Annotated in this window: 12 protein-coding genes; 7 read left to right on the plus strand and 5 right to left on the minus strand. The window is 74.5% G+C overall.

Features of this window, described 5'->3' with window-relative positions; genetic code table 11:
- The first annotated feature begins 5 nt into the window (after window positions 1–5).
- The 6 genes from ACFZBX_RS07800 to ACFZBX_RS07825 all read left to right on the plus strand — a co-directional run bounded on the left by ACFZBX_RS07800 (window position 6) and on the right by ACFZBX_RS07825 (window position 5,103).
- Window positions 6–650 (plus strand): amino acid ABC transporter permease, encoded by a 645-nt coding sequence (locus ACFZBX_RS07800; RefSeq protein WP_391532050.1) that lies wholly within the window; start codon window positions 6–8, stop codon window positions 648–650.
- A complete protein-coding gene (locus ACFZBX_RS07805; protein WP_391532051.1) occupies window positions 647–1,516 on the plus strand; it encodes an amino acid ABC transporter permease in 870 nt (289 codons plus the stop codon). The genes ACFZBX_RS07800 and ACFZBX_RS07805 overlap by 4 nt, the downstream gene beginning before the upstream one ends.
- 115 nt (window positions 1,517–1,631) lie before the next feature.
- Window positions 1,632–2,537, plus strand: a complete 906-nt coding sequence (locus ACFZBX_RS07810; protein WP_391532052.1) for a LysR family transcriptional regulator — start codon at window positions 1,632–1,634, stop codon at window positions 2,535–2,537.
- A gap of 86 nt (window positions 2,538–2,623) precedes the next feature.
- Complete coding sequence (locus tag ACFZBX_RS07815; protein ID WP_391532053.1) at window positions 2,624–3,190, plus strand: cysteine dioxygenase; 567 nt, start codon at window positions 2,624–2,626, stop codon at window positions 3,188–3,190.
- 6 nt (window positions 3,191–3,196) lie between these two features.
- Window positions 3,197–4,291: a YeiH family protein gene (locus tag ACFZBX_RS07820; protein ID WP_391532054.1), complete on the plus strand. Its 1,095-nt coding sequence runs from the start codon at window positions 3,197–3,199 to the stop codon at window positions 4,289–4,291.
- A gap of 104 nt (window positions 4,292–4,395) precedes the next feature.
- Window positions 4,396–5,103, plus strand: a complete 708-nt coding sequence (locus ACFZBX_RS07825; RefSeq protein WP_391532055.1) for a spermidine synthase — start codon at window positions 4,396–4,398, stop codon at window positions 5,101–5,103.
- 35 nt (window positions 5,104–5,138) lie between these two features.
- Here the strand turns inward: ACFZBX_RS07825 and ACFZBX_RS07830 are convergent, their stop codons facing one another.
- The 4 genes from ACFZBX_RS07830 to ACFZBX_RS07845 form a co-directional block, all read right to left on the minus strand.
- Window positions 5,139–7,430 (minus strand): glycosyl hydrolase family 18 protein, encoded by a 2,292-nt coding sequence (locus ACFZBX_RS07830; protein ID WP_391532056.1) that lies wholly within the window; start codon window positions 7,428–7,430, stop codon window positions 5,139–5,141.
- Window positions 7,431–7,744: 314 nt separating this feature from the next.
- The gene (locus tag ACFZBX_RS07835; RefSeq protein ID WP_391532057.1) at window positions 7,745–9,634 is read right to left on the minus strand and encodes a hypothetical protein; all 1,890 of its coding nucleotides are present in this window, start codon (window positions 9,632–9,634) and stop codon (window positions 7,745–7,747) included.
- Window positions 9,635–9,768: 134 nt separating this feature from the next.
- Window positions 9,769–10,608: a TetR/AcrR family transcriptional regulator gene (locus ACFZBX_RS07840; protein ID WP_391532058.1), complete on the minus strand. Its 840-nt coding sequence runs from the start codon at window positions 10,606–10,608 to the stop codon at window positions 9,769–9,771.
- A 10-nt stretch (window positions 10,609–10,618) separates the two neighbouring features.
- Window positions 10,619–11,164, minus strand: coding sequence for an NUDIX hydrolase (locus tag ACFZBX_RS07845; RefSeq protein WP_391532059.1), 546 nt, complete (start codon window positions 11,162–11,164; stop codon window positions 10,619–10,621).
- Between the two features lie 34 nt (window positions 11,165–11,198).
- Between ACFZBX_RS07845 and ACFZBX_RS07850 the strand changes: the two genes are divergently transcribed.
- Window positions 11,199–12,446, plus strand: coding sequence for a serine hydrolase domain-containing protein (locus tag ACFZBX_RS07850; protein WP_391532060.1), 1,248 nt, complete (start codon window positions 11,199–11,201; stop codon window positions 12,444–12,446).
- Between the two features lie 46 nt (window positions 12,447–12,492).
- Here ACFZBX_RS07850 and ACFZBX_RS07855 read toward each other — a convergent pair whose 3' ends face one another.
- Window positions 12,493–12,816, minus strand: a complete 324-nt coding sequence (locus ACFZBX_RS07855) for a nuclear transport factor 2 family protein (protein WP_391532061.1) — start codon at window positions 12,814–12,816, stop codon at window positions 12,493–12,495.
- Window positions 12,817–13,050 lie beyond the last annotated feature (234 nt).

The following is a 13,050-nucleotide window of genomic DNA, read 5'->3' on the forward strand; positions in this document are numbered from 1 at the left end:
GGGCTGTGAAAACGCTGACCGACAACTGGTCGACCTACTGGGACGGCTTCCTCGGCACCCTCGCGCTGTTCGCGGTGAGCGCCGTGCTGTCGCTGGTGCTCGGGGTGCTGATGGCGAGCTTCCGGGTCTCCCCGGTGCGCCCGCTGCGGGCGTTCGGCACCACCTGGGTGACCCTGCTGCGCAACACCCCGCTGACCCTGCTGTTCTTCATCGTCGTGCTGGGCCTGCCGCGGTTCGACATCACCCTGCCGTTCTTCACCTTCGCGGTGCTCGCGCTCGGCTGCTACACCTCCGCGTTCGTCTGCGAGGCGATGCGCTCGGGCGTGAACACCGTGCCGGTCGGGCAGGGGGAGGCGGCGCGCAGCCTGGGCATGACCTTCGGCCAGACGATGGGCCTGGTGGTGCTGCCGCAGGCGTACCGCTCGGTGGTGGCCCCGATCGGCAGTGTGATGATCGCCCTGGCGAAGAACACGGCGATCGCCGGCTCGTTCAGCGTCACCGAACTGCTCGGCACCTACCGGACCATCAACGAGCTGGGCTACAGCATCGTCTGGACCTTCATCTGGATCGCCGTCGGCTATCTGATCATCACCCTGGCCATCAGCGCGGTGTTCAACCTGCTGGAACGACGACTGGCGGTGTCGCGATGACGGTGGAATCCTCGGCGCTCTACGACATCCCCGGCCCCAAGGCGCTCGCCCGGCACCGGCTGTACGGCGGGATCGCGCTGCTGGCGATCGCCGCGCTGATCGGCTGGATCGTCTACATGCTCTTCCACACCCAGCAGTTCACCGCGGCCAAGTGGACGGCGTTCCAGTACCAGGGCGTCCAGGACCTGCTGCTGCGCGGGCTCGCCAACACCCTCAAGGCCTTCGGCTGGACGGTGCTGTTCGCCCTGCCGTTCGGCGCGCTGTTCGCCGTCGGGCGTCTCTCCGACCACCGGGTGGTGCGCTGGGTGTCCACCCTGGTGGTGGAGTTCTTCCGGGCCATGCCCCTGCTGGTGATGATCTTCTTTATCTTCGTCGCCCTCAAGGTCGCCCCGCTCTGGGCGCTGGTGGCCGGGCTGGTCCTCTACAACGGCTCGGTGCTCGCCGAGGTGTTCCGGGCCGGGGTGCTCGCGGTGCCCAAGGGCCAGCGGGAGGCGGCCTTCGCGCTCGGCATGCGCAAGTCCCAGGTGATGGCGTACGTGCTGGTGCCGCAGGCCTGCCGGGCGATGCTGCCGGCGATCATCAGCCAGCTGGTGGTCGCGCTCAAGGACACCTCGCTGGGCTTCCTGATCACCTACGAGGAGTTCCTGCACGCGGGCAAGCTGATCGCCACCAACCTGGACTACGACCTGCCGTTCATCCCGGTGGTCATGGTGATCGCGCCGATCTACATCGGCATGTGCCTGCTGCTCTCCTGGTTCGCCCACTGGGTCGAGCGGCGCAGCCGGCACAGCCCGAGCGCGCGCGGCGGGGCCCCGGTGGCGCCCGCCGAGGTGTCGATGGGGCTGCCGCCGTCCGCGCGGCCGTGACGGGCGGTTCACCGGTGAACCATAGGTGCGAACGAGGTCTGGCTCGGCACCTCCAATCTCTGCTTATGATTGTCGGGCAGTGACACCACGGCCGTGCGGAGGGACAGTGGAGCCCGTGTTCGACTCACGGCACATCAGGACCTTCCACGAGGTCGTCCAGGCCGGCTCCTACTCGGCGGCCGCCCGGGAGCTCGGCTACACCCAGCCCGCCATCACCCAGCAGATGAAGGCCCTGGAGCGCACCGTCGGCCTGCCGCTGTTCACCCGGGCCGGGCGCGGGCTGCGGCTCACCGAGGCCGGCGAGGCGCTCGCCCGGCACGCCGAGCAGATCCTCGGCAGCCTCTCCGCCGCCCAGCAGCAGCTCGCCGCGCTCGGCCGGCTGCGCGCCGGACGGGTCCGGGTCTGCGCCTTCCCCAGCGCCAACGCCACCCTGATACCGGAGGCGATGGCCCGGCTGCTCGCCGAGCACCCCGGCGTGCGGGTCGAACTCCTGGAGGCCGAGCCGCCGGACTCGGTGCAGCGGCTGCTGCGCGGGGAGTGCGACATCGCGCTGGCCTTCCGCTATCCGGGGGCGCCCGCCGAGGTGCCGGACGAGCTGGACGAGATCCCGCTGATGGAGGACCTGCTGACCGTGCTGCTGCCGGTCGGCCACCCGCTCGGGCGCCGGCACGCCGTCCGGCTGGCCGACCTCGACGGCGAGCGCTGGATCGCCGGCTGCCCGCGCTGCCGCGCCAACCTGCTGCACGTGTGCGCGGAGGAGGGCTTCGCCCCGGACATCGTCTTCTCCACCGACGACAACCTCGCCGTGCAGAGCCTGGTCGCCGCCGGGGTCGGGATCGCGCTGATGCCCGCGCTGGTGCTCTCCTTCATGTGCCACCGCAAGGTCACCGGGCGGGCCGTCGAACCGCACCTGCGCCGCCAGGTCAGCGCGTACGTGCTCCGCGAGCACCGCCGGATCCCGGCGACCGCGCTGGTCCTGGACCACCTGCGGCAGGCCGCCGCCGCGCGGGTGGGGTGCTGAGCGCGGCCGATCGATAAGCACTGGTTGGGGGAGAGCGAAAGAACCCTCCTTGGACGTGATGGGTCGGCGGCCGCGAACCTGCTGGCATGACAACGTCAGCCACGGTCGGCAGGGGCCGGCTCACCGAGCGCATGACCGCCCTCGTCGGCGAGATCCGCGCGGTCGTGGACCGCGGCCTGCCGCCCGAGCTCACCGCCTACCTGGTCGGCGAACGGCTCGCCCCGCACCTCGGCGACGCCGAACTCCTCACCGCGGACCAGCGCGAGGGCGACCCCGAGCGCTACCGCCAGCACGTCCTGCACGCCGAGGACGACGGCTCCTTCTCCGTCGTCGCCCTGGTCTGGCTGCCCGGGCAGCAGACCCCGATCCACGACCACGTCTCCTGGTGCGTGGCCGGCGTCCACGAGGGCCAGGAGAGCGAGACCCGCTACCGGCTGGTCTCCGACGGGCGCACCGCCCACCTGGTCGAGACCGAGCACGTGGTCGGCCCGGCCGGCACCGTCGCCGCCTTCGCCCCTCCCGGCGACATCCACCTGGTGCGCAACGCCTGTACCGCCACCGCCATCTCCCTCCACGTGTACGGCGCCGACGTCTCCCGGCTCGGCACCAGCATCCGGCGGGTCTACCGGCTGCCCGCCGACGGGCGGCGGTGAGCCCGGATGGCCCTGACCCTCCGGGACCGCGCGGTGCGGCCCTCGCGCACCCGCACCCGTGCCCTTCCCCCGCTCGGCGGCGACGCCCCCGGGCTGCTGCTCGCCGGGCTCGGCGTCGCCGCCGCGTTCGCCGTCCACCAGGCCGTGCCCGCCGTCCCCAGGCTCACCGCCGCCGTGCTGCTCGGTGTCGCCGCCGCCCACCTTCCCGGCCTGCGCCCGGTGGTCCGCGGCGTCGCCCGGCCCGGACTCTCCACCGCCGGCAAGCGGCTGATGCGCCTGGGCATCGTGCTGCTCGGCCTCAAACTCGGCCTCGACGACGTGCTCGGCCTCGGCTGGGCCACCGTCGCCATGGTTATCGCGGTGGTCGCCGCCACCTTCGCCGGCACCCTGTGGCTGGGGCGCCGGCTCGGCCTGCCCGGTGACCAGCCGCTGCTGGTGGCCACCGGGTACTCCATCTGCGGCGCCTCGGCGATCGGCGCGGTCAGCCAGGCCGCCGGCAGCGAGGAGGAGGACGTCGCCGCCTCCGTCGCGCTGGTCACCCTCTGCGGCACCCTCGCCATCGCCGTCCTGCCGCTGCTCCAGCACCCGCTCGGCCTGGACACCAGTGGCTTCGGCCGCTGGGTCGGCGCCAGTGTGCACGACGTCGGCCAGGTGGTCGCCACCGCGCAGAGCGGCGGGGCGGGCGCGCTGCGCGAGGCGGTGCTGGTCAAGCTGATGCGGGTGGTCCTGCTCGCGCCGCTGGTCGCCGGGGTCGCGGTGGCGGCCCGGCGCGCACAACGGCGGGCCGGCGCCGCGCCGGAAGGCACCGCGCCGGAAGGCGCCGCGCGGGCCGGTGGCAAGCGGCCGCCGCTGGTGCCGCTGTTCGTCGCCGGGTTCCTGGCCATGATCGCGGTGCGCACCACCGGCGTACTGCCCGAGCGGGCCCTCACCCTCGCCGGGGACGCCCAGGAACTGCTGCTGGCGGCCGCGCTGTTCGGGCTCGGCAGCGCCGTCCACCTGCCGACCATGGTGCGCACCGGAGGCCGGCTCGCGCTGCTCGGGCTCGGCTCCTGGGTGGTGGTCGCGGGGGTCTCGTACGCCGGGGTGCTGGCCACCGCATAAACACCGGGCGTCCGGTGGGGGTTGGGCTATTGTCGGGAGGGTGGCCCGGCCGGTCGGGCGGGCCGCGTGTCCAGGTCGTCGAACACCACGGAGGAACCCGCCGCATGTCCACCGCACTGCCGGAACGGGACGGCTCCTCGGCCGTCGTCACGCTCGACCGGCGCGAGGGTCCGTTCGGGGAGGTGGCGCTGCGGCGGCGCGGCGGCACCTACGAGATCATCGCCAACGGCTGCTTCCTGATGGACACCGCCGACGGGCGCTCCGAGCGGCTGCTGGTACGGGCGGCGCTGGACGAACTGGACCGGGGCGGACCGTCGGCGCGGCCGTCGGTGCTGATCGGCGGGCTCGGCGTCGGCTTCTCGCTGGCCCACGCGGCGGCCGAGCCGCGCTGGGGGCGGATCGCCGTGGTGGAGCGCGAGGGCGCGATCATCGAGTGGCACCGGGGCGGCCCGCTGGCCGCCTTCTCGGCCGGCGCGCTGGACGACCCGCGGGTCGAGGTGCTGCACACCGACCTGCTGGAGTACCTGGCCGGCGCCGACGGCGTCCGCCACCACGCGCTCTGCCTGGACATCGACAACGGGCCGGACTGGACGGTCACCGACGGCAACGCCGGGCTGTACGGCGCGGAGGGACTGGCGCTGCTGCTGCGGCGGCTGGAGCCGGGCGGCGTGCTGGCGGTGTGGAGCGCCCGGCCGTCACCGGCCTTCGAGGAGGCGCTGCGGACGGCCGGCTTCACGGAGGTGGCGACCCGGGAGGTGGCGGTGGCCCGCGGGGTGCCGGACGTCGTGCACCTGGCCCGCCGCGCGCGGTGAGCGCGTGACGGGCCAGGCACCGGAAGGGGACGGGGTTACTTCAGGCCGTTGTCCACCGCGGCCATCAGCTCACCGTTCGGGGTGTCGCCGTCGAAGGCCCAGACCATCGCGCCGGCCAGCCCCTGGGACTTGATCCAGGCGGTCTTGCGGGCGATCTCGGTCGGGTCGTCGTAGGTGTAGAAGACGGTCCCGTTGTAGATGTAGGAGTGGCCGGCCACCGGGTCGCGGTAGATGGTGTAACCGCCGGTGGTGGCCATGTCCTTGAGGCGCTTGTAGTCCTCGAAGCCGGCCTCGTAGGTGCCCGGGCCGGGGCCCGTCGCGGTCTGGAAGAGGCCGTTGGTGGTGCCGCGCGGCACGCCCGTCCAGCCGCGTCCGTAGAACGGGATGCCCAGCGTGAGCTTGCTCTTCGGGGCGCCGCCGTTCACGTACGCGCCGATCGCGACCTCGGAGCTGAACTGGCGGGCCGGCGGGTTCGGGTCGCCCGCGGCGACCTTGATGCCGGACTGCTGGTTGGTGACCATCTCCCAGCCGCCGTGGTAGTCGTAGCCCTGGATGGTGGCGAAGTCGAAGGCGCCGAACAGGCCCGGGATGTCGATGCCCGCGGTGACCTTCGCCGGGTCGGCCGGGAGGAAGGCGCTCAGCGTGTAGTGCTTGTTGGTGGTGGCGCCGAGGGCGTCCAGCTGGCGGCGGAACTCCTGGGCCAGCAGGGTGTAGTTGGCCTTGTCGGCGGGCCGGAAGATGTTACCGGTGTGCCCGTCGGAGTTCGGCCACTCCCAGTCGAGGTCGATGCCGTCGAAGATGCCGGCCGCGCTGCCCGCGCCGCCGCGGCCGTCGATGACCGGCAGGTTGCCCTTGATGTACATGTCGATGCAGGAGGTGACGAGCGCCTTGCGGGAGGCGTCGGTGGCCACCGCGTCGGAGAACCACTTGCTGTACGACCAGCCGCCCAGCGAGATCTGGATCTTGAGGTTGGGGTACTTGGCCTTGAGCTGCTTCAGCTGGTTGAAGTTGCCGGCCAGCTTCTGGTCCCAGGTGTCGGTGGTGCCGGCCACCGAGTTGCCGGCGTCCCAGCCCTTGCCGAAGTCGGCCCAGGCGTCACCGGCGCCGTCACCCGCGTTCGGGTCGTTGTCCGGCCCGGCCGCCTTGTTGGTGATGAAGCACTGCTTGGTGGTCGGGTGGATGTTGGCGAAGGCGTAGTTGATCACCGAGAGCCGGCCGGCCGAGCCGGAGGTGTCGAGCTGCTTCACGCTGTAGCCGCGGGCGTAGATGCTCCACTGGGTGAAGTAGCCGATCTTCAGCGCGCCGCCGGTGCCGCCCTTCTTGGTGCGGGCGGTGACCGCGCCGGAGACCGGGGAGACGTTGCCGGCCGCGTCACGGGCCTTCACGGTGAAGGTGTACTCGGTGTCCGGGGCCAGGCCGCCGACGGTGCCGGAGGGGCTGGTGACGGTGGTCACCACGCCGTTGCTCGCGGTGATGTCGTAGGCGGTGACGCCGACGTTGTCGGTGCTGGCCGTCCAGCTCAGCGAGACCGAACTGGAGTCCGAGCCGGTGACGGCGGGGGTGCCCGGGGTGGTGGGCGCCTCCTTGTCCTCGATCGGCGGCGGGGTGGTGACGCTCACCGGGCCGGCCGCCGCCGAGCGGTTGCCCGCCGCGTCGAAGGCCTGGACGGTGAACTGGTAGGTGGTGCCGCCGGTCAGGCCCTGCACGGTGACGCCGGTGGTGGCGCCGTCGGTGGTGGCCACCTTGGTGCCGTCCCGGTACACGTCGTACCCGGTGACGCCGACGTTGTCGGTGCTCGCGGTCCAGGAGAGGGCCGCGGTGGTCTGGGTGACGGTGCCGGACTTCAGGGCGCCCGGGACGGACGGCGGGGTCAGGTCGTCGCCGCTGCCGTCGCACGGCTTGCCGTTGAGCTTGCAGTTCGCCGGCGGCTGGTAGGCGCCCGAGTAGGCGATGTTGAAGCCGACGTTGTAGGTGCCGCCGACCGGCAGGGTCGAGGCCCAACCGGGGTTCTTGACCGTGACATGGGAGCCCGAGGCGGTGTACGAGGCGTTCCACAGGCCCGCGACGGTGTTGCCGGTGGGCAGGTCGAACTCCAGCGTCCAGCCGTTGACCGGGGCGCTGGAGCCGTTGGTGATGGTGTAGCTGCCCTCGTAGCCGCTGCCCCAGTCGCTGCCCTTGGTGAGGGCCGCGGTCACCGACCCGGCGAGGGCCTGCGCGGCCGCGTCGTCGGCGGCGTGGGCGAGGGTGGCGGGCAGGGCGGCACCGAGCAGGGGGACGAGCAGGGTCCCGGCCGCGAGCAGCGGCAGGCTGATCCGACGTTTGCGCATGGATGTGGCTCCTGTCCTGGGGTCCCGGGGCAGGCCCGGACCCCCCGTAACCCGTGGGGAGGTGTCAGGTGCGTGGAGCAGCTTGCTCCGGGCCATGGGGGCGGCGCGGAACCGGTCCTCTGGCCGTCGGGGTGCCACGGAGGATCCTGTGCCGAGGGTAGGGAGCGGACGGGCGAACTGGCAATAGGTCTGTACCACTTGTCGATCGTGAACATGACCGGGGTACGGACGGCCACCGCCCCGGCGACCGGGGTCGCCAGGGCGGTGGGGGTGCGGCGGCGTGGCGGCGGCGTCGCGCCGGTGCGGGGCCGGTCTCAGCCGAAGGGGCTCTGCTCCGGAGCGGTGGCGGGCGGCGGCGGGGCCGGGGCGTCCTCGGGCTGCGGGGCGAAGGGGTTGAAGTCCGGCGGCGGGACCATCACCGGGGTGCCCTTGACCGGGCCCGGGGCGGCGGCAGGAGCGGCGGCCGGGGCGGCCGCGGGAACGGCCGGCGGGGCGCTGGGCGGCGCCGGGACGGTGGTGCCGAACGGGTCGCTGGGCCGGTCCGCGGCGGTCACCGTGCCGAACGGGTCGGTGGCCGGGGCGGCCGCGGGCTGCTGGGGGGCGGCGGCCGGCAGCGGCTCGGCGGCCGGGGTCCCCATGATGCCGAAGGGGTCGAAGTCCGGCGGGGGCACCATCACGGGTGTGCCCTTGGGCGGCTCCGGGGCCTGGGGGGCGGCCGGTTCGGCGGCCGGGGTGCCGAGGATGCCGAAGGGGTCGAAGTCCGGCGGCGGGACCGCCACCGGGGTGCCCTTGGGCGGGGCGGGCGGCTGCGCGGCCTCGTCGGGCACCAGGATCGGCCGGGCCGGGGTCGGGTCGGCGACCGGGGCGAAGGGGTTGAAGTCGGCCGGCGGGATGCGGACCGGCGTGGCGTCCTCCTGGGGCACCGGCACCGGCACCGTCGGCGGCGGCACCGGGGGAGCGGCCGGGGCGGGCACGGCGACGGTCGGCGCGGGGGACGGCGCCGGGGCGGCCGGGGCGAGCGGGGTGGCGGGCACGCCGTCCCAGCCGAACTGAACGCTCTTCAGCAGCTCCGCGAAGACGTCCGTGTACAGCTCCCAGTCCTGCGGCTGGGCGGTGGTCAGCTGCACGCAGAGCACCGAGACGCCGTCCGGCAGCGGGACGAACGCCTCCACCACCGAGGTGACCGCCCAGCGGCGCCCCCCGTCGGCGGCCAGCGGGCCCGGCACCGGCACGCTGCGCGCCTCGACCAGGACGGCGGCCGGCCCGGCGGGCAGCAGCACCGTCCAGACCTCGGCGTGCCGGCGCACGGTGGCCAGTTCGGTGGCGAGGCCGGTGATCGGCAGCGGGTGGCGGGCCAGCGAGACGACCAGGGTGGCGTCGCTCGGCCGGCCGTCCAGGTGGAAGGCGCCGAGGCCCGCGTAGACGGCGCCGGAGGAGGTGACGGTGTCCGCCAGGGCGGCGGCGATCAGCGCGAAGTCGCGGCGCTCGGCCGTACCGGTGCCGCTGAAGAGCTCCTCGGCGGTCTCGGCCAGGTGCGCGGTCAGGGCGGCGGCGGCCGCGCCGGTCGCCGGGTCGGCCCCGGGGCCGACCGGGACGCCGTCCACCGGGCCGGTGCGCACCGTCCGGGCGGAGACGCCGGGCGGGCCGTCCGGCGCGGTGAGGGCGTGGAAGCCCGGCGGGACGACCAGGCGGACCTCGGCGCCCGCGCCGGTGGGCAGTTCGACGGGCTGCCGGGTCTGCCGGCCGGCGGCCAGTGCGGCCAGCGGCGCGGCGAACGCGGGGCGCAGCTTGGGATCGGCGGGCTCGCCGTTCACCGGCAGCTCGAAGAGCCCGGCGGTGATCTCCTCGGCGGAGCCGGCCGCCGTGCCGCGGACGGCCCCCGTGGCGCCGTAGCGGGCCAGCAGCGCGCCGGTCGCCGACGGGCCGAGCGCGGCGCCGGTGCCCGGGCGGGCGGTGCCGGCGGTGACCACGGTGCCGAGCCGGTCGACGGCGGTGTGCACCGGGCCGTTGGGCGCCAGCGGCAGGTTGAACAGGGCGTCGGCGGCCGGGTGCGTCGCCTCCCGCAGGGCGGTCAGCGCGGCGGCGGGCTGGCGCGAGGTCCGGGCGCCGAAGAGGGCGTCGGTGAGGCTGGCGAGGGTCGCGGAGACCCGCTCGGCGGCCGTGAAGGGGCCGGCCTCCGTGCTGAACTGGCCGTCCTGGGTCAACTGTTGAGCCCCCGCTCTGCTCGCTGTGCGTCCGGTGGTCCGTGGATCCCGGCCCGGGGGGTGACCGGCGGGCCGTCAGATCCGTGCACATTCCTATCAGAGGCCGCCGACGCGGCAGAACAGGCCGTCCGGCGTCACCCGGCGGTGGTGTCCGCAGCGGCGTCGGAGGCGGGCCGGGGGCCGGTGGCCAGGGCGGTCAGGGCGTCGGCGAGACCGGGGACGGCCAGCAGGCCCGCCAGGTCGTCGACCAGCCGTCCGGTCGGCCCGTCGGGGCGCTCGTCGGCGAGGAACCCGGCCAGCTCGGCGGCCAGCGCGGGCTCCCGGGCGGCCGTCAGGGTGAGCGCCGCCACGAACTCCTGCACCAGGTGCAGCTGAAGGTCCTCCAGCGGCACCGAGCGGTCGGCCAGCCACTCCAGCGAGGTGATCTCGGCGTTGGCGATCCAGGCCCGGACGGTCAGCCGCAGCCCCGGGCTGGGCGAGGGCAGCGCGAGGTGGCCGATGATCTGGTCGTACGCGGCCTGCCGGACCTCGTCGATCACCGCCGAGGTGTTGGTGCTGGCCGTCACCGAACCGCCGCGCAGCAGCGCCGCGAAGCCGGGGCCGTGGCTCTGCACGAAGTCCAGGTAGCGGCCCATCACCCGGTACAGGCGCTCGGAGAGCGGGCCCTCGGCGGGCTCCTCGAAGCGGGCCGACAGCTCCCGCCCGGCCCGGCGCAGCGACTCCTCGTAGATCGCCTGCTTGCCCGGGAAGTAGTGGTAGACCAGCGGCCGGGAGGCGCCCGCGGCGGCGGCGATGTCGTCGATCGACACCTCCTCCGGCGGGCGGTGGCTGAACAGCTCCAGCGCCACGGCGATCAGCTGCTCGCGCCGCTCGTCCACGCTGAGGCGGCGGCGCGTCCGCCCGGCGGGCTCCGGGCGCTCGCCGCGCGCGGACGCGGACGCGGGGGAGGGGGCCGGCGGCGTGCGGGATGCCATGCGCGTCACCCTATCCGCCCGGTCGGGCCGGACGGTGCTCCAGGTAGCGGCGGTAGGCCTCGCGGCCGTCCGGGACGAACACGTCGCGCTCCAGCCGCTCGGCCAGCTCGGCGGGGGTGAGCCAGGCGTGCCAGGCGACCTCGGACTCCTGCGGGGCCACCGGGCCGTCCCACTCGGCCTCGTGCACGTCGGACCACCAGGCGAGGCCCTCGCCGCGGAACAGGAAGCGGAACAGCGGGCGCGGGGCGATCCCGGTGACGCCCAGCTCCTCCTCGGCCTCCCGGACGGCGGCCTGCCGGTAGGTCTCGCCGGCGCCCACCACGCCGCCGACGAACATGTCGTGCGCGCCGGGGACGAACAGCTTGGTGTCGGTGCGCCGGTGCACGAAGATCCGCCCGGCCGGGTCGCGGACCAGGACGAAGACGCACCGGTGGATCAGCCCGCGCCGGTACACCTCCCCGCGCGGCGCGGTGCCGGTCACCCGGTCGTGCTCGTCGACGACGTCCAGCAGCTCATCGGCGGGATCGGCGGAATCGCTCCGCGCAGGCTCGGTCATGACCGACAGGTTAGGGTTTCCGGGCGATCCATGGATGGACGAACGGCGAGGGCGGCGCGCGGTGGTGGAGATCTGGGGCGAGACGGCCGGGGGCTTCGAGCCGGTGCGGGAGGCCTTCGCGCGCAACTTCCGCGAGTACGGGGAGCTCGGCGCGGCGTTCGCGCTGTACGTGCGCGGCCGCAAGGTGGTCGACCTGTGGGGCGGCGACGCCCGGCCCGAGGTCGGCGGGCGGCCCGCGCCGGCCGTGCCCTGGACGGCGGACACCGCGCAGGTGCTGCGCTCGGTCACCAAGGGCCTGACCGCGACCACCGCGCTGCTGCTCGCCGAGCGCGGGCTGCTGGACCTGGACGCGCCGGTGGTCTCCTACTGGCCGGAGTTCGGGGCCGCGGGCAAGGACGGCGTGCCGGTGGGCTGGCTGCTGTCGCACCAGGCCGGGGTGCCCGCGCTGGACGTGCCGCTGCGGCTGGAGGACGTGCTCACCTGGGAGCGGGCGGCGGCCGCGGTGGCCGCCCAGGCGCCCGCCTGGGAGCCCGGCACGGCGCACGGCTACCACCCGTACACCTTCGGCTGGCTGGTCGGCGAGGTGGTGCGCCGGGTGAGCGGGCGCACCGTCGGCCAGTACTTCGCCGAGGAGATCGCCCGGCCGCTCGGCCTCGACCTGTGGATCGGCCTGCCGGCCGGCGCCGCGCCCCGGGTGGGCCGGCTGGTCGACCTGCCCGCGCCGCCGGCCGCCCGGACCGGCCCGAGCGGGCTGCGGCTGCGCCCCAAGCAGTCCGTGCGGGAGGCCTACCAGGACCCGGCCTCGCTGACCGCCCGGGCGTTCGCCTCGGTTCGGCCCGGGGTGGACCTGAACGACCCGGCGGTGCAGGCCGCCGAGATCCCCGGCGCGGGCGGGATCGGCACCGCGCGCTCGGTGGCCCGGTTCTACGCGGCGCTGATCGGCGCGGCCGACCGGCACGGCAGCGGCGGCGGGACGCTGCCGCCGCTGCTCGGGTCCGAGGTGCTGGCCCGGGCGGCCGGGCCGGTGGTCAGCGGCCCGGACCGGGTGCTGATCGTCAACTCCACCTTCGGGCTGGGCTTCTTCCGGCACGGCGCGACCGCGCCGATGGCCTCGCCGGCGAGTTTCGGCCATCCGGGCCGGGGCGGCTCGCTGGGCTTCGCCGACCCGGAACTCGGGATCGGCTTCGGTTACGTCACCAACGGCATGCAGCCCGGCGTCACCGGGGACATCCGCTCCCGCACGCTGATCAGGGCGGTGCGGGAGTGCCTCGGGGCGGCCTGACGGGGCGACGGCCGGCCGGCCGGAGGAGGCCCGGACGGACGGACGGTCAGGCCTGGCCGGTCGCGAAGTGGCTGATCCGGCCGTCCTCGACGGTGAAGCGCCAGGAGGTGCGCATCTCGCCCCAGGTCTCGTTCCGGTAGTCGGCGATCAGGGTCCGGCCGCCGGCCGACTCGGAGCGGACCTCCATGTGGCCGTGGACGGTGAAGATCTCCCGGTCGATCCAGTCCTGGAGGTCGCGCTCGGTGCCGTCGTCGGACATCGTGGCGTCCGGCGCGAGCAGGTCGACGAAGGCCTGCCGGTTTCCGTCGTTGATCGCGGTGACGGCGGCGCGCACGGTCGCGTCGGAGAGTTTGGCGGTGGCGATGGTCATCCGGTCTCCCAGGAGTCGAAAAATCGGGTCGGGACTCCTGTTTAGGACGTTGGCCGGGACTCGCCGCGCATGTCGGCGGCGCGTCGGGGATTTCCCGGGATTCATGTGCTTGGATCCCGATACGGGTGATGTACCCCCCAGGGGTCCCCGACCGGGCCACGGGGAGTGGCGTACGGAGTGGGAAGTCGGCCGGCCCGACTTCCCACTCCGCGTTCCGGGGCGCGCTCGGCGCCG

It is taken from the genome of Kitasatospora sp. NPDC008115 (assembly GCF_042957205.1).
Classification (GTDB): Bacteria; Actinomycetota; Actinomycetes; order Streptomycetales; family Streptomycetaceae; genus Kitasatospora.

What these genes read in the sequence shown, in the direction of transcription:
- ACFZBX_RS07805 (WP_391532051.1), top strand. Translation starts at nt 647, where the DNA reads ATGACGGTGGAATCCTCGGCGCTCTACGACATCCCCGGCCCCAAGGCG.
- ACFZBX_RS07815 (WP_391532053.1), top strand. Translation starts at nt 2,624, where the DNA reads ATGACAACGTCAGCCACGGTCGGCAGGGGCCGGCTCACCGAGCGCATG.
- ACFZBX_RS07820 (WP_391532054.1), top strand. Translation starts at nt 3,197, where the DNA reads ATGGCCCTGACCCTCCGGGACCGCGCGGTGCGGCCCTCGCGCACCCGC.
- ACFZBX_RS07825 (WP_391532055.1), top strand. Translation starts at nt 4,396, where the DNA reads ATGTCCACCGCACTGCCGGAACGGGACGGCTCCTCGGCCGTCGTCACG.
- ACFZBX_RS07830 (WP_391532056.1), bottom strand. Translation starts at nt 7,430, where the DNA reads ATGCGCAAACGTCGGATCAGCCTGCCGCTGCTCGCGGCCGGGACCCTG.
- ACFZBX_RS07840 (WP_391532058.1), bottom strand. Translation starts at nt 10,608, where the DNA reads ATGGCATCCCGCACGCCGCCGGCCCCCTCCCCCGCGTCCGCGTCCGCG.
- ACFZBX_RS07845 (WP_391532059.1), bottom strand. Translation starts at nt 11,164, where the DNA reads ATGACCGAGCCTGCGCGGAGCGATTCCGCCGATCCCGCCGATGAGCTG.
- ACFZBX_RS07850 (WP_391532060.1), top strand. Translation starts at nt 11,199, where the DNA reads ATGGACGAACGGCGAGGGCGGCGCGCGGTGGTGGAGATCTGGGGCGAG.
- ACFZBX_RS07855 (WP_391532061.1), bottom strand. Translation starts at nt 12,816, where the DNA reads ATGACCATCGCCACCGCCAAACTCTCCGACGCGACCGTGCGCGCCGCC.